The sequence below is a fragment of the Pseudomonas cucumis genome, assembly GCF_030687935.1.
In the GTDB taxonomy this organism is placed as follows: Bacteria; Pseudomonadota; Gammaproteobacteria; order Pseudomonadales; family Pseudomonadaceae; genus Aquipseudomonas; species Aquipseudomonas cucumis.
Genome location: NZ_CP117454.1, coordinates 2,725,271 through 2,747,338 on the forward strand (window position 1 = coordinate 2,725,271; position 22,068 = coordinate 2,747,338).

The 22,068-nt window shown below is 60.4% G+C and carries 17 protein-coding genes; 11 read left to right on the forward strand and 6 right to left on the reverse strand.

Annotated elements, in window-relative coordinates; all coding sequences use genetic code 11:
- Positions 1-16 precede the first annotated feature (16 nt).
- Positions 17-565 (reverse strand): type VI secretion system contractile sheath small subunit, encoded by a 549-nt coding sequence (gene tssB / locus PSH97_RS12540; RefSeq protein WP_305449445.1) that lies wholly within the window; start codon positions 563-565, stop codon positions 17-19.
- A gap of 228 nt (positions 566-793) precedes the next feature.
- Here tssB and PSH97_RS12545 point away from each other — a divergent pair, with 228 nt between their 5' ends.
- From PSH97_RS12545 to tssA, 5 genes are read left to right on the forward strand one after another with little or no spacing between them, the layout of a single operon-like run.
- A complete protein-coding gene (locus PSH97_RS12545; protein WP_305449446.1) occupies positions 794-1,243 on the forward strand; it encodes a type VI secretion protein in 450 nt (149 codons plus the stop codon).
- Between the two features lie 54 nt (positions 1,244-1,297).
- Positions 1,298-2,629: a type VI secretion system baseplate subunit TssK gene (gene tssK, locus PSH97_RS12550; protein WP_305449447.1), complete on the forward strand. Its 1,332-nt coding sequence runs from the start codon at positions 1,298-1,300 to the stop codon at positions 2,627-2,629.
- An 18-nt stretch (positions 2,630-2,647) separates the two neighbouring features.
- Positions 2,648-3,415, forward strand: a complete 768-nt coding sequence (locus tag PSH97_RS12555) for a DotU family type IV/VI secretion system protein (protein WP_305449448.1) — start codon at positions 2,648-2,650, stop codon at positions 3,413-3,415.
- Positions 3,412-7,233, forward strand: a complete 3,822-nt coding sequence (locus PSH97_RS12560; protein ID WP_305449449.1) for a type VI secretion system protein — start codon at positions 3,412-3,414, stop codon at positions 7,231-7,233. The genes PSH97_RS12555 and PSH97_RS12560 overlap by 4 nt, the downstream gene beginning before the upstream one ends.
- Positions 7,230-8,318, forward strand: coding sequence for a type VI secretion system protein TssA (gene tssA / locus PSH97_RS12565; protein WP_305449450.1), 1,089 nt, complete (start codon positions 7,230-7,232; stop codon positions 8,316-8,318). The genes PSH97_RS12560 and tssA overlap by 4 nt, the downstream gene beginning before the upstream one ends.
- On the opposite strand, the gene PSH97_RS12570 is transcribed toward tssA, so the two are convergent.
- A complete protein-coding gene (locus tag PSH97_RS12570; RefSeq protein WP_305449451.1) occupies positions 8,315-9,286 on the reverse strand; it encodes a 2-hydroxyacid dehydrogenase in 972 nt (323 codons plus the stop codon). The genes tssA and PSH97_RS12570 overlap by 4 nt on opposite strands.
- 511 nt (positions 9,287-9,797) lie before the next feature.
- Between PSH97_RS12570 and PSH97_RS12575 the strand changes: the two genes are divergently transcribed.
- Both PSH97_RS12575 and PSH97_RS12580 read left to right on the forward strand, forming a co-directional pair.
- Positions 9,798-11,078: a serine/threonine transporter gene (locus tag PSH97_RS12575; protein ID WP_305449452.1), complete on the forward strand. Its 1,281-nt coding sequence runs from the start codon at positions 9,798-9,800 to the stop codon at positions 11,076-11,078.
- Between the two features lie 173 nt (positions 11,079-11,251).
- Positions 11,252-12,928, forward strand: coding sequence for a SulP family inorganic anion transporter (locus PSH97_RS12580; RefSeq protein ID WP_305449453.1), 1,677 nt, complete (start codon positions 11,252-11,254; stop codon positions 12,926-12,928).
- Positions 12,929-12,979: 51 nt separating this feature from the next.
- Here PSH97_RS12580 and acnB read toward each other — a convergent pair whose 3' ends face one another.
- A complete protein-coding gene (gene acnB / locus PSH97_RS12585) occupies positions 12,980-15,580 on the reverse strand; it encodes a bifunctional aconitate hydratase 2/2-methylisocitrate dehydratase (RefSeq protein WP_305449787.1) in 2,601 nt (866 codons plus the stop codon).
- Positions 15,581-15,987: 407 nt separating this feature from the next.
- On the opposite strand from acnB, the gene PSH97_RS12590 reads away from it, so the two are divergent.
- Positions 15,988-16,458, forward strand: coding sequence for a DUF1289 domain-containing protein (locus tag PSH97_RS12590; protein ID WP_030130429.1), 471 nt, complete (start codon positions 15,988-15,990; stop codon positions 16,456-16,458).
- Between the two features lie 100 nt (positions 16,459-16,558).
- Here PSH97_RS12590 and PSH97_RS12595 read toward each other — a convergent pair whose 3' ends face one another.
- Positions 16,559-17,422, reverse strand: a complete 864-nt coding sequence (locus PSH97_RS12595) for a universal stress protein (protein ID WP_305449454.1) — start codon at positions 17,420-17,422, stop codon at positions 16,559-16,561.
- Positions 17,423-17,582: 160 nt separating this feature from the next.
- Between PSH97_RS12595 and miaE the strand changes: the two genes are divergently transcribed.
- The 3 genes from miaE to PSH97_RS12610 all read left to right on the forward strand — a co-directional run bounded on the left by miaE (position 17,583) and on the right by PSH97_RS12610 (position 20,415).
- Positions 17,583-18,191 carry a tRNA-(ms[2]io[6]A)-hydroxylase gene (gene miaE / locus PSH97_RS12600; RefSeq protein ID WP_305449455.1) on the forward strand — a complete coding sequence of 203 codons (609 nt, stop codon included), beginning with the start codon at positions 17,583-17,585 and terminating at the stop codon, positions 18,189-18,191.
- Between the two features lie 229 nt (positions 18,192-18,420).
- Positions 18,421-19,128, forward strand: coding sequence for a winged helix-turn-helix domain-containing protein (locus PSH97_RS12605; protein WP_305449788.1), 708 nt, complete (start codon positions 18,421-18,423; stop codon positions 19,126-19,128).
- A complete protein-coding gene (locus PSH97_RS12610; protein WP_305449456.1) occupies positions 19,129-20,415 on the forward strand; it encodes an ATP-binding protein in 1,287 nt (428 codons plus the stop codon). It abuts the gene before it with no gap.
- 162 nt (positions 20,416-20,577) lie between these two features.
- Here the strand turns inward: PSH97_RS12610 and PSH97_RS12615 are convergent, their stop codons facing one another.
- Together PSH97_RS12615 and PSH97_RS12620 are read right to left on the reverse strand one after the other, a co-directional pair.
- On the reverse strand, positions 20,578-21,366 hold the full coding sequence (locus tag PSH97_RS12615) for a MipA/OmpV family protein (protein WP_305449457.1): 789 nt from the start codon (positions 21,364-21,366) through the stop codon (positions 20,578-20,580).
- A gap of 101 nt (positions 21,367-21,467) precedes the next feature.
- A complete protein-coding gene (locus tag PSH97_RS12620) occupies positions 21,468-21,956 on the reverse strand; it encodes a GFA family protein (RefSeq protein ID WP_305449458.1) in 489 nt (162 codons plus the stop codon).
- Positions 21,957-22,068 lie beyond the last annotated feature (112 nt).

The following is a 22,068-nucleotide window of genomic DNA, read 5'->3' on the forward strand; positions in this document are numbered from 1 at the left end:
CTAAGTGGATGAACGATCAGGCTTGCGGTTCTGCCGGTGCTTCGCTGTCGCCAGCAGGAGCGGGAGCGGCGGTTTCCGGACGGGCAGACTTGATCTCTTGCAGGCCCTCGGTGTTGGCGATGACGTCGCGCAACAGCTTGTCCAGATCATCGTTGCCATCGAGCTTGGTCAGCAGATCGCGCAGACGCTGACGGGCTTCGAACAGACGCCGCAGCGGAGTCACTTGCTCGACCACCTTGACCGGGTCGAAGTCGTCGATGTGTTTGAAGTTGAGCTCGATGTTGAGTTTGCTGTCGTCGCCGCTGAGGGTGTTGGTGACCTGCAAGGTGGCGCGCGGGCCGATCGAGGCGAGCACTTCGTTGAAGTTGTCGCGGTCGATTTCGGTGAAGCGCCGTTCATTCAGTTTCGGGAGTGGCTCCAGAGGCTTGCCGGAGAGGTCGGCGAGAATGCCGACAACCAACGGCAATTCTTTCTTCTCGATGGCGTTGCCGATTTCGACGTCGTAGGTGATTTGCACCCGGGGTGGGCGAACCCTGTCGAGCTTGTGCTGAGTACTTTCTGCCATGGTGGCTGACTCCGATGCATGAGGCGGGTGCAATGCATCGGGAGGCCCGTTTCATCGCATTCCCTTACTGGACCGTAGGTTAGAAAGGGAGGGCAGAGGACCTGTCATTCCTTTGACGAACCTTCCACATTCGTCGTGCCGACCGAACTACCCAAGACGCTAGAACAGGTCTATAAAAAAGCAAACAAAAAGCAATTTTGGACCGTGTCGAGAAAAGGAAAATTCATTTTGTACGCACGTTTATTTTCTTTGGTTCTGCTCCTGTCGCTCGCCGGGTGTTCGTTGTTCGGGCCTCGTGTCGACCTCGATAACCTGACGCTGGACGTCGCACCCCGCGCCAACGATGACACCCCGATCGCGGTGGACTTCATCGCGGTGAACGACGCGGACCTGCTCAAGCAGTTGTCGGGCATCACCGCCCGGCAGTGGTTCGCCGAACGCGAGCAGTTTCAGCGCGACTACCGACAGCTGATGACCGTCTGGGGACTGGAGCTGGTACCCGGTCAATTCATCGACAAACAACCCTTCCCGCTGGGGGGCAAGCGGGCGGCTGGACTTTTAGTCTTCGCCAGCTATAACACTCCCGGAGCACACCGGTTACGGCTGGACGATCAGAGCAACGCCTGGCTCAAGTTCGACAGTCGCGAGATGACGCTGGTCAGCGACCACCCGAACTGAACACAGGGCCAGGCCGCCATTGGCGCGGCGACACGAGACGTCGAAGGGAATCGTATGAGTCTGCTACCTGACGCGGTTTGCTGGCATGAGGGCATGCAGTTGTTGCCCCAGCATTTTCAGTTGCAAGGGCTGCGGGCCGAGGCGCTGGTGGCGCATTTCGCCCAGGCCTGTAATCCGTGGTTCTGGGGTGTGACTCGCGTTGAGTTCGATCCCTCGGCATTGAGCGCCGGGCTCGTACGACTGATCAATTTACAGGCGACCTTGCCGGACGGTTTGCCGGTCAATCTGCAGGCTGGTGTCGGGCCGATGCTGGAGCTCGACGTCAGTGAAGCGATCGACGCCACGGACAACGCCACCGTTACCGTTTACCTGGCGATCAGTCCGCTGTGGCGCGCCGGTCAATTGCTGCCGCTCAAGGGCCGATTGCAATCGGTGGTCGGCGACGCGTTGCCGGATCTCACGAGTGGCGAGTACCCGGAATCGATCACAGTCTGGCGTCCGAATCCGCGTTTGTGCACGCAGTTGAACAAGGCGGATTCGGTCTGCTTGCCGTTGCTGAGAATTCGCAAGGAGGGCGGCGGCTTTCTTCAGTTGCCGTACACCCCGCCGACGCCGTGCCTGTTGCCCGAGTCGGTAGTGGGTCGGCGCGTGGCGGCGCTGTGTGCCCGGGCGCGGGAGAAATGCATGTTCCTCGCCGGTCGTTTACGCCAGGCGCAGCAGGCCGGCAATCAGGACGATGCGCTGGAAATTCGCCGCCAGTTGACGGCGCTCTGGGCGCGGTTGCCGGAAGTCGAAGGCACGCTGAACAGTCGGGTGGCGACACCTCAGGCGCTGTATGGCTTGCTGCTCGGGTTGGCCGGCGCCTGGTCGGCGCTCGATCCATTGGCCGGTGTTCCGGCATTCGCTCCTTTGGATTTTCTTGAGTTGCAGCGCGGCTATGAGGCGGTGCTCGACTGGCTGGAAAAGACCCTCGAACTGATCCGCGCCGGTTATCGCAGCCTGGCATTCGAACGCAACGAACAGTTCTTCTCGATTCAATTGCCCGACGACCAGCCGAGCCAACGACTAGTCATCGGTTTGCGCATGCCCAACGGTGCCAGCGAGCAGGCCGCGAGCGAATGGTTGCGCGGGGCGATCATTGCGTCGCAGCCGCACATTGCGATGCTCAGTCGCCAGCGCATGAGCGGCCTGTCCCATCAGGCCATGAGTCGCAATGAACAAGTGGCCTACAGCGTCGGCGACGATACGCGGTTGTTTGTGGTGACGGCCGAAGGCCAATGGTTCGACGGGCAGTTGCCGTTGCTGATTGCCGCACCGGCTTCGAAGCTGGCCAGCAGTCCATGGCAAGTGGTGTTGTTTGTGGCCCAGGCGAGTGAAAGTGCTTGATCACGGAAGGAACGTCATATGTCTGAGGGCAATGTCGGGTCGGGTGCACGAGGTCTTTACGAAGCGCCGCTGAGCAGTGCTTTTCGCCAGGCCTGGCAGCAATGGTCCCAGGACTGGAACCAGTTGCCCAAGGACAGCGAGGACGAGGCACTGGTGGAAGCGGTGGTCGAACTGTCCACGCAAATCTCCCAACGACTGTGGCGAACCGCATTCGCCAAAGTCGGTGACGCCGCCACCGAGCAAGTCAAGGCGCTGGTCTATGCCTTTGTCGCGCTGGTCGATGAAACCTTGCTGTTCACGCCGTGGCCGGGCCAGTCGGCCTGGCAGGAAAAACCCTTGGAGTCGCGGCTGTACGCCAGCCGTCAGGCCGGTGAACGGATACCGTTGGCGATCAAGGAACTGCTGGACGAGCAGATCCCCACCACTCGCGATCTGGCCAACGTCTATTTGCAATGTCTGGTGCTGGGGTTTCAGGGACGTCTGCGCGGTGAACAGAATCAGGCCCAGCATGAAAAATGGCGCTTGGCGCTGTTCACTTTTGCCTGGCAGCACGAGGCGGATTATGCAGACGTCAGTGTCCGGCTCGAACAGCCTTCGGCGGTGCCACCGATGCAATTGCCGGTGCGCCTTTCGTTGCCCGACGGTTTTCGCCTGGGCCTGGGGATTCTCGCCATGGTCCTGCTGCTGACCGGGTTGGGGCAGTTGTTCTGGCGTGACATTCGCCTGGAACTCGAACCGGTCTTGCAGATGACCGATTCCGTGACCGTCTCGGAGCAAGACTCATGAGCACGCTGGGGATTATCGGCCTCATCATCGCCGTGCTGTTGGTGCTGGCGATTGTCGGGGTGGCGGTCTGGTGGTTGCGCACGCAAAGCGGGGCGGCGATTCGCAGTTTTTACCTGGCGGTGCGGCACATGGAGCAGGAGCAGGGCGCCCAGGACCGCTACCAGATTCCATGGCTGCTGATGCTCGGCAACGAAACCCAGGGCACTCAGTTATGTACTCAGTGGCGCTTGCAGCCCACCGACAAACCGGCCTGGTTCGGTCGCTGGTGGTCGGACCCTGAAGGGGCGGTATTGGTGGTGCCACAGGCGCTGTTTTTGCCGGATGAAGGTATGAACCTGCAACGGGGCGGCTGGTGGCGCTTGCTGGGATTGATCCTGCGTTTGCGCAGCCAACGTCCGCTGGACGGAGTGATCTGGACGGTGCCGATCAGTCGACTGGGCAACGTCGAGCAAGCCGCGACCCTCGGGTTGGCGGCGCGTCGACGCTTCATCGATCTGTTGCAACGGTTCGGGCTGAGCTTGCCGGTGTACGTGGTCATTACCGGCATGGAAGAGTTACCGGGCTTTCAGGAGCTGATCACTGCGCTGCCCGTCGAGACCCGCGAACGCACGCTGGGTTGGTCCTCGCCCCACGGACCCGATGCGGTCTGGCAGGCGCAATGGAGCGATCAGGCGCTGGATCAGGTTACTCGGGCCTTGGCGGAATCGATCATCGAAATCGGCGCCTTGTCCGGGCAGTTGAGCACTGAGCTGTATGGTTTGCCGGAACGCTTCGAAGCCTTGCGGCGCCATCTGCAAAGCCTGCTGGAGCCGGTTTTCCAGGGCAATGCTCAAGGCGAGGCCCCGCGTTTTCGCGGTATTTATTTCACGGCCAATCAGCCCTCGGAAGACAGCGTCGACGGATTTTCCGCCTACGACACCGGGTTGCAGCAGAGCGCCTTCGCCCGGCAATTGTGGCAGCGGCGGGTGGTCGCCGAGCGCGGTCTGGCCCAGGTGGTGCCGCGTCTGTTACGCCTGCGTCAACGCTGGCAGCGCGTGACCGGTGGGGTGGCGCTGGTGGTCGCGTTGGTCTGGGGCGCGGGCATGCTGTGGGTCTGGCAGGATTCGGTCAAGGAGGCCCATGAACTGTCGCGCCTGCTGCAGGGGGCGCAGAAAAACTACGCGGCGGTCACCGATGAATCTCATCGGCTGGAGTCGACCCGGCGCAACGTCCAGGGTTTCTGGCGGGTGCTGGAAAAGGCGCCGGGCTGGAGCTTCACCTCAGTGGTGTTTCCGACCTCCTGGTTCTCTTCGTTGGATGCGCAGTTGGCGAGCGAGTTGCGCCTGACAGCCCAGAGCCATTTGATGCTGCCGTTGCGCGACCTGTTGAGCGCGGAGCTGGCGCAACTCAAGACCATCCGCAACACCGAACGACGGGGCAACGTCGAAAGCGAAGATCCGGCCCAATGGCAAAACTACGTCAAGGCCAAGGATCTGGTGGAGCGCGCGGTGAATCTGGAGCAGCAGAACCAGTGGTTCAGTCAGGCGCTGAACAACCCCAAGGCGCCCCTTGAAGACCTGGTGTTGCTGAGCAACAACGCGTTGTCGCTGAACCTCAACGTCGGCACTTTGCACCGCGCCGGTTTTTACAACCGGGCATTGTTCGATGCCGATGGCAGCGACTTGCGACCTCTCGACCTGACCGTCGAGCGCCCGGTGATCGAGGAAAATTTCCTCGGGCTCATGGAGCGCTGGCTGGATCAGTATTTCCTGGCCGACAATTTCGTGCGCCAGGCCGGTTATCTCAAGCTGCATCTGGAACGGCTGGAGGCCGGCAGTGGTAACTCCCTCACCGAGCTCGAGGATTTGCGAGCGCTGGTCGATGACCTGCAAGCCGTGATCGGCTTGACGAATTCGGCGTGGGGCCGTGGTAAAGGCCAGGACCTGGTGCCTGGCTATCGCGAGTTGCTGGACAACGTGCGCAAAAGCGCCTTGCTCGGACCGCAACTGGAACAACAGTTGGAAATGCAGGCGGCCAAGCTGCAACAGAGCTTTCGCGATCAATGGATCGTCCAGGCCGGCTCCCGGGACAATTTATTGATTCAGCAAGGCAGCGGGCAACTGGTCTTGCAGGAACATGTGGTGCAGCTGAACAACGCGGTACAGGCGTTGTTCAAACGTGACTTTGTGGCCATCGCCTTACACGCGGATCGCTCCGAAGCCCCGAATGGGCAAGGGCAGGGCGTTGATGGCGACGACCTCGACAGTGCGCTGAACTATTTCGCCAGCTATAAGAGTTACGCCGCTGAAGAGCTGCCGCGCATTCCCCCGGCGTATCGAGGAGCCTTGCTGCAAGCGGCCGAAGGCGCGGTGGTCAAGGCCATGTTGTCGAGCCTGCGCGAGCACAATGCTCAGGTCCATAGCGGCGTTTTCAATGTGCAGGCCTCCCAGGCGATTGCCTTGCAGAAAGCCTTTATCGAGGTGCGCCGCAGCGATCTGGCCACGCGTTTTCAAACTGCCTTGAACCGCCGCGCCCTGGCCGAAATCGTCAGCGGCCTCGACGAAATCGTCGCCCAGCCGCTGTTCAGCGGGCGCGCCGAAATCAGCCAATGGGACGGCTCGAAAAACCTCGGCCTGCAACTGTATGGCGCCAACGACGTGCAGGATTTGAAACTGAGCCTCAAGCAGCAATTCAACACCATGCTCGGCATCACCGAGCGACGCACCTCGGCGCTGGAATGGCTGAAAGTCCAGCAACAGAACCTCTCGGCGCTGGATTATGAACGCGTGACACAGTTCAATGCGCTCAACGACGATCTGCTCAAGTACAAGGAGCAGAACCCCGCCAGTTCGCCGGCGCAGATCGAACAATTGGTCAGTCGCGACTTTATCGAAATGGACGCCACGTCCTGCGGCCAGATCCTGCAAACCGCCAACCTGTCTGCCGGACGCGGAACATTGGCGTTGCGGGCGGTGGATTTGCAACAAACCGCCATGCAACGCTGCCAGTTCCTGCAACAGCAACAGGCGGCGGCAGCGTGGAACGACCTGGCCAATTATTTCAATCAGTACCTGGCGGAACGCTTTCCGTTTGCCAATGGCCTTCAAGCCCCCGACGCTGATCCGGCCAGGGTCCAGCATTTGCTGGAGCTGATCGACAAGCGTTTGCCGGTGGCGCAGGCCGGATTGTTGCTGAGCCAGACCCCGGAGCGCTTGGCCGCCGAAGACTTTCTCAATCGTCTGAAGCAAGCCAGCACCTGGCTGGGCCCGATGTTTGTACGCGACAAGAGCGGTGTGCTGGGGCTGGAGATGGACGTGCGCTGGCGCACTGATCGAGAGGAAGAGCGCGGTGCCGATCAGGTGATTGCCTGGGGCTTGAATGCCGGTAATCAACAGCTCAGCTATCCCGGCGAGCCCCAGCAGAACCTGCGCTGGATGGTCGGTCAACCGATTCGGCTGACCTTGCGTTGGGCCCGAAATGGCTACCAGCGCCCGGCCAACGATCCGTTACAGCCGAGCCTGGTAGTGCGGGATCTGGAAGCGGGCTGGGAGTACAGCGGGCCGTGGTCGTTATTGCGCTTGATGCGCTCGCACGTGTCGGTGCAACGCCAGCCGAACATGGACTACACGGACTTTCCGTTGACCTTGCGCCTGCCCGTGACGACCCAGTCCAGCACCACCACCGCCGAGCAAACCCTGATGTTTGTGCGCCTGTCGTTGATGACCCAGGGCTCGAAATTGCCGCTGTCCATTCAGCCCTTGCCAACCCGGGCCCCGCGCTCACCGTTCATGGTGACGAGGTCGACCGCGGCTATCGAATCTAATAAGGAGGGCCTGTGAATCAACCTTCAACGCCGTTGCCGGAATTGATCACCCAACTGCTCGAACCGATCAGCGTGGAGTCCCCCTGTGGCCAGGACCTGCGTTATGAGCCTGAGTTCGACCGGTTGCGCGAACTGCGCCGTGAGGACGACACCAGTTTGCCCACGGGGGTGTGGCAGTCGTCGATCAAGCGTGCCCAATGGCCGGAACTGGAAAAACTGACCACCAGCCTGCTGCTCGAACGCAGCAAGGATTTGATGCTCAGTGCCTGGCTGGGTGAGGCCTGGCTGCATCAGGACGGGCTCGAAGGGTTGCCGGGCAGCCTGGCGCTGATTGCCGGCTTATGTGAGCGCTATCCCGAGCACCTGCACCCACAGGCTGAGGACGGCGATCAGTCATGGCGGGTGATACCGCTCGAATGGCTGGCTCGACGCTACGCTGAAGTGCTGCTGACCCGAGTGCCATTGTTCGAGCCGCGCAACAACGAGTTCGATGGCTTCTGTCTGGATGCCTGGCGCCGGTTGCAACTGCAACAGGTGCTGGCCAGCGACAGTAAAGCGGCCAAAACCTCGGCCGAGAACGCGCGTAACGAACAGAAAAAACTCACCGAACAGATTCGCGCCACGCCGTTGTCATTCTGGTTGCGCAGCCAGGGCACGCTGCTGCTCAGCCAGCAGCACCTGCAACGCCTGGAGATTTGGAGCGACGCGTATCTCGGCAATCAGGCTCCAGGCTTCAAAGCATTGCAGGATGTGATCGAAGCGTTGTTGACGCTGGTTCAGGAGTTCATCGCCATGCATCCACGAAAACCAACCCCGGCGCCTGTCGAAACGCCTGCGGTGGCGACAGCAAGCCCGGCCGCCGTGCCGGACATCGTCCCGGCACCACAGGCGTTCAGCGAGCCGGCGAATCGTGAAGAGGCGTACCGGCAATTGCTGTTGATCGCCGAGTACCTGGCGCGCACCGAACCCCACAGCCCGGTGCCCTATTTGATCAAGCGGGGCGTGGAGTGGGGCAACAAACCCCTGAGCGAGCTGCTTGGAGAGCTGATCAGCGCCGATGCCGAATCCCGGCGTCTGTGGACGTTGTTGGGCGTTCTTTAGTGATTGTGCTGGATGGCTGCGTTCGGCGGCGGTAAAGCAATGGGGGTCAGGACCGGTTGACCGGAAAAAAACGCCGTCAGGTTTTTGCCGACCAGTTCCACAGTGCCTTGGGTAGCCTCCGGGGACAATCCGGCGACATGCGGAGTCAGAATCACATTGGCCAACCGCTTGAAGGCGTCCGGCACCTGGGGTTCGTTATCGAAGACATCCAGGGCGGCGCCGGCGATCCGTCGCTGTTCCAGCGCGCTGATCAGGTCTGCCGTGACGATCACGCTGGCCCGGGCGATGTTGACGATAAATCCATTGGGCCCTAGAGCGTCGAGTACCTGTCTATTGATCAAGTGTTGGGTGCCGAGCCCGCCGGGAGCGGCGACTATCAGGAAATCCGAGTGGCGCGCCAGTTCGGTCGGCGTCGAGCAGAAGCTATAGGGCACGTCGCTGCGATGCTGGCGGTTGTGGTAACTCACGCTCATGTCGAAGCCGTTGGCGGCACGTTTGGCGATAGCGATGCCGACAGCCCCAAGGCCGAGGATGCCCAGGCGTTTGCCGGCCAGGGAAGGGCGCATGATTTTCGGCCACTCGCCCCGACGCACGGCAGCATCGGCCCGAGGAATATCGCGCACCAGTGCCAGCAGCAACGCCATGGCGTGGTCGGCGACGGAAGAGGCATTGACGCCGGCCCCGTTGGTGACGGTGATGCCGCGGTCGGCGGCGGCTTGCAGGTCGACGTGTTCGTAACCGGCGCCGATCACGCAGATGATCTTGAGGTTGGGCAGGGCGGCAATTTCATCGGCGCGCAGGCCCAATGGACCGCGCGTCAGCACCGCATCGATCTGACTGCCCTGTCGGGCAATGGCGACGGCGCGCTCGGCCGGGGTCGGGGCCAGGATCAGATGAAACCCCTGATGTTCGAGAATCGGCAGGTATTCATTAATGGTTTCAACCAGTACCAGAACAGTTGCGGTCATGCTGGGCTCCTGCGGGCAGCGGAATGTTGGGGGCTCGAACGTCGCTTCAGATTGCTGGCGCCGGAGCGGTTTGGCAATGGCCAGGGGTTTTGGCTCCCGGTGTCGGAGCTGGCGAAGCCTGCGATCCTTCTAATGACAACACTAGATCAGAGCGGGGCAGGTGGAGAGGATTTGTCCGCGATGAAATAGCTGTAGCAGCTGTCGAGCTTGCGAGGCTGCGTTCGGCTGCGCAGCAGTCGCAAAATCAGGCACTGCGGTCCGTCAGGCATACCGTGCATTCAGGGTTTACGACTGCTGCGCAGCCGAACGCAGCCTCGCAAGCTCGACAGCTGCTACAGAGCACGTTGCGCTTACCCATCTGATCCGCATAACCATTCCTCAGCTAAGTCTTTGCTTCTGCTCACTAATCCCGGACAATCGCGCCCCTGTTTCGGCCAGGGCGCTGCCTGTCGGATTTTTCCGACTCGTCCTGACCGGGTGGCAAGTGACCGGAAAGCGGAGATCCGACCGGATGAATGATCAGGCCAATAGCGTCGACGAACGCTATGTAGCGGCAACACCAGCGAGCCTCGCAAGCTGGAATCGCCATGACACCACCTGGATGCTGGGCCTGTTTGGCACGGCAATCGGGGCTGGTACCCTGTTTTTGCCGATCAACGCGGGGCTGGGCGGCTTCTGGCCGCTGCTGATCCTGGCAGTGCTGGCGTTCCCCATGACGTTTTACGCCCACCGTGGCCTGACCCGCTTTGTGTTGTCCGGCCGCGAAGGCGCCGACATCACCGAAGTGGTGGAAGAACATTTCGGCATCAAGGCCGGCGCGTTGATCACATTGCTGTATTTCTTCGCGATCTTCCCGATCCTGCTGATCTACAGCGTGGCCCTGACCAACACGGTGGGCAGTTTCCTCGAACATCAACTGCACATCATGCCGCCACCGCGCGCCGTGTTGTCGTTCGTATTGATTCTCGGCCTGCTGGCAGTGGTGCGTTGCGGTGAGCAGGTGATCGTCAAGGCCATGAGCCTGATGGTCTATCCGTTCATCGTCGCGCTGCTGTTCCTGGCGGTGTTCCTGGTTCCGCACTGGAATGGCGGCATCCTCAGCACCGCGACCACACTGCCTGAGTCGTCGGCGCTGCTGCACACCCTGTGGCTGGCGATTCCGGTGATGGTGTTCTCGTTCAACCACTCGCCGATCATCTCGGCGTTCGCGGTGGACCAGAAGCGTCGCTACGGCGCGCATGCCGAAGAGCGCAGCTCGCAGATCCTGTCCCGCGCCCACATCTTGATGGTGGTGATGGTGCTGTTCTTCGTCTTCAGCTGCGTGCTGACCCTGTCGCCGGCGCAACTGGCGCAAGCCAAGGCGCAGAACCTGTCGATCCTGTCGTACCTGGCCAACCACTTCAGTAACCCGACCATCGCCTTCGCGGCGCCGTTGATTGCCTTCGTGGCCATTTCCAAGTCGTTCCTGGGCCACTACATTGGCGCCAGCGAAGGCTTGAAGGGCCTGATCGTCAAGAGCGGCAAACGCCCGGCACCGAAGACGCTGGATCGCATGACCGCGGCGTTCATGCTGGTGGTCTGCTGGATCGTTGCCACGCTGAACCCGAGCATTCTCGGCATGATCGAAACCCTCGGTGGCCCGATCATCGCCGCGATCCTGTTCCTGATGCCGATGTACGCGATCCGCAAGGTTCCGGCCATGGCGCGTTTTCGTGGTCAGGCGTCCAATGTCTTCGTGACGGCGGTGGGCCTGGTGGCGATTTCGGCGTTGATCTATTCACTGACGGCCTGACCCATACCCTGTAGAGCGATCCGACTTGCCCGCGAAGAACGATAACGCGGGCAAGCCTCGCTCCTGCGCAGATCAGTGCAACCTGATCCAGAGCACACCATTGCAGGGTATTAACGACTAAGCTGCGGGTTGTATTAGCGCATCATCGTGGAGCGCTTTCTCTGGAGACGCTTATGGCAGGTGCCACTGGCGTAGCGGCGCAACCCCGTGCCGATATACCCAATCGCTGGCTGGACGTATTGGCCGGCTTGTCGATTGCCGGTTTGTTGTTGCCCGAGGCGGTCGCCTATTCCAGCATTGCTGCATTACCGCCACAGGCCGGGGTTATTGCGTTGTTTGCCGGTCTGCTGTGCTACGGGCTATTAGGCACCAGCCGTTTTGCCATCGTTTCCGCGACCTCTTCCTCCGCCGCCGTTCTGGCTGCCTCCACCGCCACGCTGGCCAACGGTGATTCCGCCCTGCGCATGACGCTGGCAATCGGTCTGGTGCTGGTGACCGGTGGGTTCTTTTTGCTGGCCGGGCTGCTCAGACTCGGCAGCGTGACCTCGTTCATTGCCAAACCGGTATTGCGCGGTTTTGCCTTGGGCCTGGCGATGACCATCATCCTCAAGCAGGTGGCGAGCGCCGTCGATGTGCACTTGAACAGCGGCAATCTGATCCACCTCATGCCGCAGTTGCTGGAGCAGTTGCCACAATGGAATCGCGTCGGCGCGCTGGTGGCGGCCGTGTCATTGGTGGTGCTGTGGCTGTGCGCGCGGGTCCGGCGGTTGCCCGGAGGTTTGCTGGTGGTGGCACTCGGCATTGCGGCCGGCCAATGGCTGAACTTGCCGGCCTACGGGGTGAAAATGATCGGTGTGATCGACCTGAGCCTTGAAGTGCCTCGGCTGCCAGTGTTGCCGTTTACCGACTGGCTGCGTCTGGGGGAATTGGCGATTGCCATGGTGATGATTCTGTATGCCGAGTCTTACGGATCGATCACCTCGTTTGCGCTCAAGCACGGTGACCGCGTCTCCTCGAACCGCGATTTGCTGGCCCTCGGTGCGGCCAATCTGCTTTCCGGGCTATTCCATGGCATGCCAGCGGGCGCCGGTTACTCCGCGACGGCGGCCAATGAGGCGGCGGGGGCCGGTTCGCGCATGGCCGGCGCGGTGGCGGCGGGGGTGGTCTTGCTCATCGTATTGACGGTGCTGCCCTACATCGCCCTGACTCCCGAGCCGGTGCTGGCCGCCATCGTCATTCATGCTCTGGCGCGCGGTTTGAGCCTGCAGCCATTGGGGCGCTATTTCATCTGGCGTCGCGACCGTTTGCTGGTGATCTGCGCAGTGGCGGCGGTGCTGGTGTTGGGGGTGCTGGACGGCTTGGTGGTGGCGGTGGTGATCAGCGTGGTGCTGATGCTGAAACAGATGTCTTCGGCGGATATTCAAGTGCTGGGGAAAATGGGCAGCGGTCACGATTACGTCGATCTGCAACGTCATCCTCAAGCCGTGGAAACCCCCGGCATATTGATTGTCAGGCCCAGCGAGCCACTGTTTTTCGCTAACGTGGAACGCATTCTGGGTGGTGCGCTGCACCTGGCCCGGCATTCAGAGTCACCGGTGCATACGATTATTCTCAGTCTCGAAGAGTCGCCCGATCTGGACGGCACCAGCATCGAAGCGCTGCAAGCGTTCTTTTTGCAGGTGCGGGCGCTGAACATGTTGTTGATCCTGGCGCGGCTCAAGGAACAGGCTCAGGCGGTACTCTCGATATTACCCGTACGGGAGCGCGAACAGGTCATTCTCAGCGACCTGAGTGTCGACGTTGCCGTACAACAATCGCTCACGTTGGCCGGGCAGGTGGCGCAGGCATAAAAAAACGCCGCTCATCTTACGATGGGCGGCGTTTTTTATGGCGTTGCAGCGTTAGGCTTGAACGACCGGGATGTTGGCGTTCGCAGCAGCTTCACGGAACTCGGCGATCTGGTCGAAGGACAGGTAGCGGTAAACGTCGGCCGCCATGCTGTCGATCTTGCCAGCGTATTCCATGTATTCCTCGACGGTCGGCAGGCGACCCAGGATGGACGCAACGGACGCCAGCTCGGCCGAAGCCAGGTAGACGTTCGCGCCGTCACCCAGACGGTTCGGGAAGTTACGGGTCGACGTCGACACCACGGTGGAGTTCGGCTCTACACGTGCCTGGTTACCCATGCACAGCGAGCAGCCCGGCATTTCCATGCGTGCGCCGGCCTTGCCGTAGATGCCGTAGTAGCCTTCTTCGGTCAGCTGGTGAGCGTCCATTTTGGTCGGTGGCGAGAGCCACAGACGGGTTGGCAGCTGACCTTTGACCTGTTCCAGCAACTTGCCGGCAGCGCGGAAGTGACCGATGTTGGTCATGCACGAACCGATGAACACTTCGTCGATCTTCTCGCCAGCAACGCTGGACAGCAGACGGGCGTCGTCCGGATCGTTTGGCGCGCAGAGCACAGGCTCTTTGATGTCGGCCAGGTCGATTTCGATGATTTCAGCGTATTCGGCGTCAGCGTCGGCTTCCATCAGTTCAGGGTTGGCGATCCAGGCTTCCATCGCTTGAGCACGACGTTCCAGGGTACGCACATCACCGTAGCCTTCACCGATCATCCAGCGCAGCAGGGTGATGTTCGATTGCAGGTATTCGGTGATCGACTCTTTCGACAGCTTGATGGTGCAACCGGCAGCCGAACGTTCGGCCGAGGCGTCGGACAGCTCGAAAGCCTGTTCGATGCTCAGGTTGTCCAGGCCTTCGATTTCCAGGATGCGGCCGGAGAAGGCGTTCTTCTTGCCTTTCTTCTCGACGGTCAGCAAGCCAGCCTGAATCGCGAAGTAAGGAATGGCGTGAACCAGGTCACGCAGGGTGACGCCCGGTTGCATCTCGCCTTTGAAACGCACCAGGATCGATTCCGGCATGTCCAGCGGCATCACGCCAGTGGCAGCGGCGAATGCGACCAGACCGGAACCGGCCGGGAACGAAATGCCCATCGGGAAACGGGTGTGCGAGTCACCACCGGTACCGACGGTGTCGGGCAGCAGCATGCGGTTCAGCCAGCTGTGGATGATGCCGTCGCCCGGACGCAGGGAAACGCCGCCGCGGGTCATGATGAAGTCAGGCAGGGTGTGGTGGGTGGTCACGTCGATCGGCTTTGGATAAGCCGCGGTGTGGCAGAACGACTGCATCACCAGATCAGCGGAGAAGCCCAGGCACGCCAGGTCTTTCAGTTCATCACGGGTCATTGGACCGGTGGTGTCCTGAGAGCCGACGGTGGTCATCTTAGGTTCGCAGTAGGTGCCTGGACGCACACCGGCTACGCCGCACGCCTTGCCGACCATTTTCTGCGCCAGGGTGAAACCCTTGGTGCTTTCGATCGGAGCATCCGGTTTCTTGAACAGGTCGAACGCTGGCAGACCCAGTTCGGCGCGAGCCTTCTCGGTCAGGCCACGGCCGATGATCAGCGGAATACGACCGCCGGCACGGACTTCGTCCAACAGCACAGGGGTCTTCATTTCGAAGGTGGTGATGACTTCGTCGGTACCGTGCTTGCAGACTTTGCCAGCGTGCGGGTACAGGTCGATCACGTCGCCCATGTTGATGTTGGTGACATCGAATTCGATTGGCAGTGCGCCGGCATCTTCCATGGTGTTGTAGAAGATTGGAGCGATCTTGCTGCCGAAGCAGAAGCCGCCAGCGCGCTTGTTCGGCACGTAAGGAACGTCGTCACCGAAGAACCACAGCACCGAGTTGGTGGCCGATTTACGCGACGAACCGGTACCGACCACGTCACCGACGTAGGCGATCGGGAAGCCGCTGTTGCGCATTTCTTCGATCTGCTTCATCGGACCGATGGAGCCTTGCACGTCCGGCACGATGCCGTCGCGAGCCATTTTCAGCATGGCCAGGGCGTGCAGCGGGATGTCCGGGCGGGACCAGGCATCAGGAGCAGGGGACAGGTCGTCGGTGTTGGTTTCGCCAGTCACCTTGAACACGCGCAGGCTGATCTTGTCGGCCAGTACAGGGCGGTTCTTGAACCACTCGCCGTCGGCCCAGGATTGCAGAACGCCTTTGGCGTGAACGTTGCCGTTCTTGGCTCTTTCAGCCACGTCGTGGAAGGCATCGAACATCAGCAGGGTGTGCTTGAGTTCTTCGGCGGCCACTGGCGCCAGTTCGGCGTCGTCCAGCAGATTGACCAGCGTCACGATGTTGTAGCCGCCCTGCATGGTGCCGAGCAGTTCAACAGCGCGTTTCTTGTCGATCAGAGGGGATTTGGCTTCGCCTTTGGCGAGGGCAGAGAGGAAGCCGGCCTTTACATAGGCCGCTTCGTCCACGCCTGGCGGAACGCGATTGGTGATCAGGTCAACGAGGAAGGCTTCTTCGCCAGCCGGGGGATTCTTCAGCAGCTCGACCAGGCCTGCAGTTTGTTCGGCGTTAAGCGGCTGGGGAACGATACCCAGTGCTGCACGCTCTTCGATATGTTTGCGGTAGGCTTCAAGCACAGTTATTACCCTCATCAGTGGTCCCAAATGGGTGTCCGGGACGCTCATCCCGAAATTGCCGTACTCATGCGCTTTGTGGCGTTGTGGGCCGCTTAGCCAGAATTATCGGCAATTCCTTACAGAAGCTGCTTTCAAAGTTTTACGCCTGCAGAACGGGGAGCTGATGAGGGTTGGCGTCAGGTTTTTCACCGCTGAAAAACCCTTCGCCAACACCGCTCTGAAGGAACGACTGTGCTCGTGACGCTTTGAAAACAGCTTCTAACGGACATTGGCGCCTTAAAAGGCTGGCTGATTCTACGGCAAAAAAAAATTAAAGGTAAGTTAGGCCCTTAATTTTGAGGGGTGATGAATGTTAGACAAAGGGCTAACATGCCGACCTGTTCTGCTTTCCCGTGTTTTGCCTACCTATGCCCAATCAGACCATCAAGACCCCCTGCGTCGGCCTCTGCTCCACTGTTTACGGTGATCTGGTGTGCCGTGGCTGCAAGCGTTTCCATCATGAAGTGATTCACTGGAACGGTTACAACGAGGAAGAAAAACGCGCGGTGTGGCTGCGTCTTGAGCAACTGTTGTCGCAGGTGATGGCCAGCAAGATAGAGATTTTCGATCCTGCGTTGCTGCGTCTGCAGCTGGAACAGCGCAAGATCCGCTTTGTGCCCCATCAGTCGGAATATTGCTGGGCTTATCAGCTGATCGCCCGGGGCGCGCGGGTCATCAATAATCTGGAAGCCTACGGGATGGTGCTGCTGCCGGAATTCCGTGACTGGAACTTGCCGGAATTACGCGATGCCATTGATCGGGAATTTTTCCTGCTGTCTGAGGCGCATTACCAGCGCTACATTGCGCCGGGGTTTCTCAAGGATGCGTTCGGCGGTTAAACCTTAAAAGCTTCGCGAGCAAGCCCGCTCCCACAGGTTTTTCATTGACCTTGTGGGAGCGGGTTTGCTCGCGATGGCGATCTACTTGACGCCGAAAATCTCAATGCTGGGTCACGATCTCTTCCAGGTGATCCATGATGTCGTCCGGCTTGAGCACCAGCACATCGCTCTCCAGCGCATCCAGCACCGCTTCCGCCGTATTACCGATCAACGCCCCCGACAACCCGGTCCGCGCCACGGTGCCGATCACCGTCACCGATGCCCCCAGTTTATGGGCCATGTACGGAATCAACACATCCGCCGGACCTTCCTCGATATGCAAGTGGTCGTCATCGATGTCGAACTCGGCCTGGAACGCCTTGCACTGCTCGCGATAACTGGCCTCGATGGTTTCTTTTAGCTGAAACGTCGGGTCGGCCGCCGACAGCATGGGCGACGGATGGGCACTGATCACGTGCAAATGGGCCTTGGCCAGGCTGGAAATGTCGTAGCCATGGTCGATGATGCTGGCGTGCAAGGTACGGTGTTCACCGTCGATATTGCCGACATCAATGGCTGCCAGGATCACGCCGCCGGTCCAGGGCTTGGCGGTTTTTACCAAAAGCACCGGAGTAGGGCAGTAGCGCAGCAGCTTCCAGTCCGCCGGGGTCAGCAGGGCCTTTTTCAGTGGGCTGTCGGGGAAATGCTGCTTGACCACCAGCCCGCAACCTTCGGCCTGCTGCACGTCGATAATGGTTTCATGCAGGCTTTCGTTCCAGGCTTGCTCGGTGGTGACGTTGTAACCGTCCTCCAGCAGGGCCGCCTTGAGCACACCGAGCATCGCGCTGTGATCGTGCTTTTTATCGCAGACCAGCAGATGCAGATGGGCCTGGGTCACGCCAGCGATCAGTTTGGCCCGTTTGAGCGCCAGACTCTCCGAATGCTCGGGTTCGATGACCACCAGAATGCTGCGAATGGCTTGCATGATCGGAATCTCCTGGAAGGTAAAAAACACTGCGTTGGACAACTATAGTTGCTGGTCGGCATTCGGCGACTTGATGCATATCAACGGTCGCGGCTGGTGGTCTGTCGGCAGCCCGGTATAATCGGCGCCCTTCGTTCTGTACCTTTTATCCGTGAGCCCCATGATCCTTCCCGAAATTCACGAGTTCCTCGGCTGCCGCACGCCTGATGGCTGGGTCCAGGCCGCGCTGGCCGATCAGCAAACCTTGCTGATCGACCACAAAAACTGCGAATTCAAGGCGGCCAGCACGGCGTTGAGCCTGATTGCCAAATATCACTCCCACGTCGATCTGATCAACTTGATGTCGCGTCTGGCCCGGGAAGAGCTGGTGCACCACGAGCAGGTCATGCGCCTGATGAAAAAGCGCAAGATCGAGCTGCGTCAGCTGTCCGCCGGGCGCTACGCCTCGGGGCTGCGCAAAGTGGTGCGTAGCCACGAACCGGTGAAGCTGGTGGACACGCTGGTGGTCGGCGCCTTCATCGAAGCCCGCAGCTGCGAGCGTTTCGAGGCGTTGGTGCCGCATCTGGATGAAGAACTGGGCAAGTTCTACTTCGGTCTGCTGAAAAGTGAGGCTCGGCATTTCCAGGGTTACCTGAAACTGGCCTATCAGTACGGTGACGCCAAGGACATTGCCCAGGTGATCGACAAGGTTCGTGACGCCGAGCAGGCGTTGATCGAGTCGCCGGATGTGGAGTTCCGCTTTCACAGTGGTGTCCCAGCCGCCGCATAACCTTGTAGGAGCGAGGCTTGCCCGCGAAGGCGATCTCAAGGACGTTTTCGCCGGCAAGCCGTGCTCCTACAAATGCCTTTTGATCCAGTTTGTAAAAAACTCTTAAAAGAATGAAACATCGCCAAAATCCGGCCCCCGTGGCCGGTTTTTGCTGCCTGTGATAACCGTCCCGCCCGCGATTGACGCCATAATGCCCGCCACTTCACTCAAGGGTTGGCAGACGGTCGTTATGGATAACCTGGGTTTTGGCAAAGTACTGCTGGTGGAAGACGACGAAAAGCTTGCCGGGCTGATCGCGCATTTCCTGTCCCAACACGGCTTCGAGGTCCGGCAGGTGCACCGCGGTGATCTCGCGTTGGCCGCTTTCCTCGACTTCAAACCGAAAATCGTGGTGCTCGACCTGATGCTGCCGGGGCAGAGCGGCCTGCACGTGTGCCGCGAAATTCGCAGCGTCTCCGACACGCCGATTGTCATCCTCACCGCCAAGGAAGACGATCTCGATCACATCCTCGGCCTGGAATCCGGTGCCGACGACTACGTGATCAAACCCATCAAACCACCGGTGCTGTTGGCGCGTTTGCGCGCCTTGCAACGCCGTCAGATGCCAGACAGCAGCGTGTGCAGTTCGCTGGAATTCGGCCATCTGAGCATCGACCGCAGTTGTCGCGAAGTGCGCCTGGCGGGCGAGGGCATCGAACTCACTACCATGGAATTCGAACTGCTGTGGTTGCTGGCCAGCGCCGCCGGCAACACTCTATCCCGTGACGATATCCTCAACCGCATGCGCGGTATTGCCTTCGACGGCCTCAATCGCAGCGTCGACGTCTACATCAGCAAATTGCGCGGCAAGCTCAAGGACAACCCGCGTGAGCCGGTGTGCATCAAGACCATCTGGGGCAAGGGTTACCTGTTCAATCCGTTTGCGTGGGAGCTGTAAATGCTGCGGTTATTTCTCGGGCTGTTTCTGGTGATGACGGTTGGCCTGGTACTGGGCCTGCAAACCGTCGAACGCACGTTCGATGCGCTTCTCGACGGTCAGATGCAGAGCTACAACCGAGAGGCGGTGCGTGGCCAGGCCTGGTCGCTGGTCGAGCAGTTGCGCGGCCTGGACAGTTCGGCCCGGGAGCGACAACTGGAAACCGTGCGCCCCCATTACGGCTTGGGCCTGACCCTGGTCGAGGCCGATCAACTGTCCCTGACCGATCAGGAGACAGCCGAGTTGGCCCAGGGCCTGTTGGTGATTCGCGACACGTACACGCAATTCATCTCGCGCATCGACGACGGTTCGCAGCTGCTCAGCATCATGCTGCCGGCCGAGCCGAGTTTGATGCCGTTCTACATTGCCGCGGCCTATCTGATGATCGCGGTGATGATCGGTTTCGTGTTGTTATTCTGGGTGCGCCCGCACTGGCGCGATCTGGAGAAACTGCGCCTGGCCGCCGAACGCTTTGGCGATAACGATTTGTCATCGCGCATCCAGCTGTCCAGGCGTTCGAATATTCGCGACCTGGCCGAACACTTCAACCTGATGGCGGCGCGCATCGAAGGCTTGATCGCCAATCAGCGCGAGCTGACCAACGCGGTGTCCCATGAACTGCGCACGCCGATTGCGCGGTTATCGTTCGAACTCGATCAGCTCAAGCAACAACCCGATGCGACCCGGAATCGCGAACTGATTGCCGACATGTACGCCGACCTCGGCGAGCTGGAAGAGATGGTTTCCGAGTTGCTGACGTACGCCAGCCTTGAGCGCGGCGCCACGGTGATCACGCGGGAGAACATTCAGGCCAGCCACTGGCTCGACAGCGTGGTTGGCAGCGTGGCGCTGGAGGCTGAGGCTGCCGGGGTGCAGCTGTTGATTGTTGAATGTCAGGTCGACGAGGTTCGCATCGAACCGCGTTTCATGGCCCGCGCGGTGATCAATTTGCTGCGCAATGCCATTCGCTACGCCGACGAGCGGGTGGAAGTGTCGTTGGTGCGCACCGGCGATCATTACGAAGTGCGGGTCAACGATGACGGGCCGGGCGTGCCGCTGGACGGGCGGGAGAAAATCTTCGAACCGTTCTCGCGCCTGGACGCCAGCCGCGACCGTCGCACCGGTGGTTTCGGCCTAGGCCTGGCGCTGGTGCGACGGGTGTCGCAATCCCATGGCGGGCAAGTGGAAGTGGCGGACTCGCCGTGGGGCGGGGCGTCGTTTCGCATGACTTGGGCGCATGCTGATTAGCTGTGGCGTTCTTGCGGACGCCTTCGCGGGCAAGCCTCGCGCCTACCAGATCGTTGATCGTTCCCACGCTCTGCGTGGGAATGCCTCAACAGACGCTCTGCGTCCGCTCTTGGGACGCGGAGCGTCCCGGGCTGCATTCCCACGCAGAGCGTGGGAACGATCCTAGAACGAGTACACCATCTGCCCAGCCAACGACGTCTGCATCCGTCGCGCCACAATCGGGCTGTCCGCCGCATCATTGGCCAAGTACTGAACGGCCAGCACCGTCGACAAACTCCACTGATCATCGATCGGCAACGACCACGTCAAATCCGCACCTCGACTCACCAGCCCGCCATGAGTGTCATGAGCCCGGAACTGACTACGTGAAGCCTGAGCCGCGCTGACGCCATACCAGGTGCGCACGTAATTGCTGTCGCCGAACTGACTGTTGAGGCTGCCCACGAGCTTGCCGTAGTCACCTTCATAAAACGGTGTGCTGATGCTCAGCTTCAGCCGGTTCCAGGCCGAGCCGGTGTCGTGATCGTCATCGTCTTTTTCCAGTGCATGTTCGAAGGTCGCGCCGAGGATGATCGGCCCCATGTTATAGGTCCCGTCCAGCCCCAGCAGTGGGCGCGACTTGATCGAGCCCATGCCGTCGAGCTCATCCGAGCCTTTGAATCCGCTCTTGCGATCCTTGCGCACATCACTGGCGCCGATGTACACGCTCAGGCCGAAATCGTCTTCATCAAACGCCCAGCCCAGACCTTTTTGAGTATCGAGAAAAACTCCATAAGGGCTGATGATCTTTGCCCCCAACAGCGGTGCGACTACGCGTTCATCACTACCGCTATAACGCGGCACGCTGGCGGCACCGGCGCGCAGGCTGTAGCGCCAGTCTTCGGCGTGCAATGAGTCGGAAGAGATAAGCAGGCAGCATGAAGTCAACGACAGATACAACGAACGGAACATGGGAACACCCGAAGGGAAGTTGGATGCGCCCCATGCTATGCGGGTGCCGGCCAGCAATCTTTGACAGCTTTGTCGGGAAACTGTCAAAGACTGTGAATGGCTTAGCGGCTCAAACCCAGGCGCTCATGCCATTGGGCGATGGACTCTTCGGGCCAGACATCGCACTGTCGATCAGCGGGCTGTGTCTGGATTTCCACCCACGATGCTTTCGAACCGAGCATCACGTGCGTGTGCTCGGGTGGCACCGGCAGCGCCGTGTCGATGACCGAGGCGAAGGGGTGAACAAGGTCCGGCCATTCAGGACTGAACACCCATAATCCCGAGCCGCAAACGGAACAGAAATGCCGCTCGGCGGTGCTGCGGCGGGCGCGTTTATCACCTTCGTCCTTGAGCCGCGCATGGTAAATCGAGATGTGCTTGCGACCGTGCACCTTGAGGCTGGCGGCATCGCCAGCGATGTTGATCGCATAACCGCCACCGCCCTGGGTTTTGCGACAGATCGAGCAATAGCAGCGTTGATAAGGGTAGGGGTGGGTGCTGGTCAGGCTGAACGACACTGCGCCGCAATGGCAGGAGCCTTCGAGCTGCATGGGAACCTCCGTTGGATCTTGGGATGGCTCAAGACAGCCTAGACTGTCAGTGTTCCTGGACCGTTGGATTTATGTTGGATGTGCGGGCGCCTTCTCGGGCAAGCCCGCGATG

Coding starts and splice junctions, on each gene's coding strand:
- tssB (WP_305449445.1), bottom strand. CDS start 565: ATGGCAGAAAGTACTCAGCACAAGCTCGACAGGGTTCGCCCACCCCGG.
- tssK (WP_305449447.1), top strand. CDS start 1,298: ATGAGTCTGCTACCTGACGCGGTTTGCTGGCATGAGGGCATGCAGTTG.
- PSH97_RS12555 (WP_305449448.1), top strand. CDS start 2,648: ATGTCTGAGGGCAATGTCGGGTCGGGTGCACGAGGTCTTTACGAAGCG.
- PSH97_RS12560 (WP_305449449.1), top strand. CDS start 3,412: ATGAGCACGCTGGGGATTATCGGCCTCATCATCGCCGTGCTGTTGGTG.
- PSH97_RS12570 (WP_305449451.1), bottom strand. CDS start 9,286: ATGACCGCAACTGTTCTGGTACTGGTTGAAACCATTAATGAATACCTG.
- PSH97_RS12575 (WP_305449452.1), top strand. CDS start 9,798: ATGAATGATCAGGCCAATAGCGTCGACGAACGCTATGTAGCGGCAACA.
- PSH97_RS12580 (WP_305449453.1), top strand. CDS start 11,252: ATGGCAGGTGCCACTGGCGTAGCGGCGCAACCCCGTGCCGATATACCC.
- PSH97_RS12590 (WP_030130429.1), top strand. CDS start 15,988: ATGCCCAATCAGACCATCAAGACCCCCTGCGTCGGCCTCTGCTCCACT.
- PSH97_RS12595 (WP_305449454.1), bottom strand. CDS start 17,422: ATGCAAGCCATTCGCAGCATTCTGGTGGTCATCGAACCCGAGCATTCG.
- miaE (WP_305449455.1), top strand. CDS start 17,583: ATGATCCTTCCCGAAATTCACGAGTTCCTCGGCTGCCGCACGCCTGAT.
- PSH97_RS12605 (WP_305449788.1), top strand. CDS start 18,421: ATGGATAACCTGGGTTTTGGCAAAGTACTGCTGGTGGAAGACGACGAA.
- PSH97_RS12610 (WP_305449456.1), top strand. CDS start 19,129: ATGCTGCGGTTATTTCTCGGGCTGTTTCTGGTGATGACGGTTGGCCTG.
- PSH97_RS12615 (WP_305449457.1), bottom strand. CDS start 21,366: ATGTTCCGTTCGTTGTATCTGTCGTTGACTTCATGCTGCCTGCTTATC.
- PSH97_RS12620 (WP_305449458.1), bottom strand. CDS start 21,956: ATGCAGCTCGAAGGCTCCTGCCATTGCGGCGCAGTGTCGTTCAGCCTG.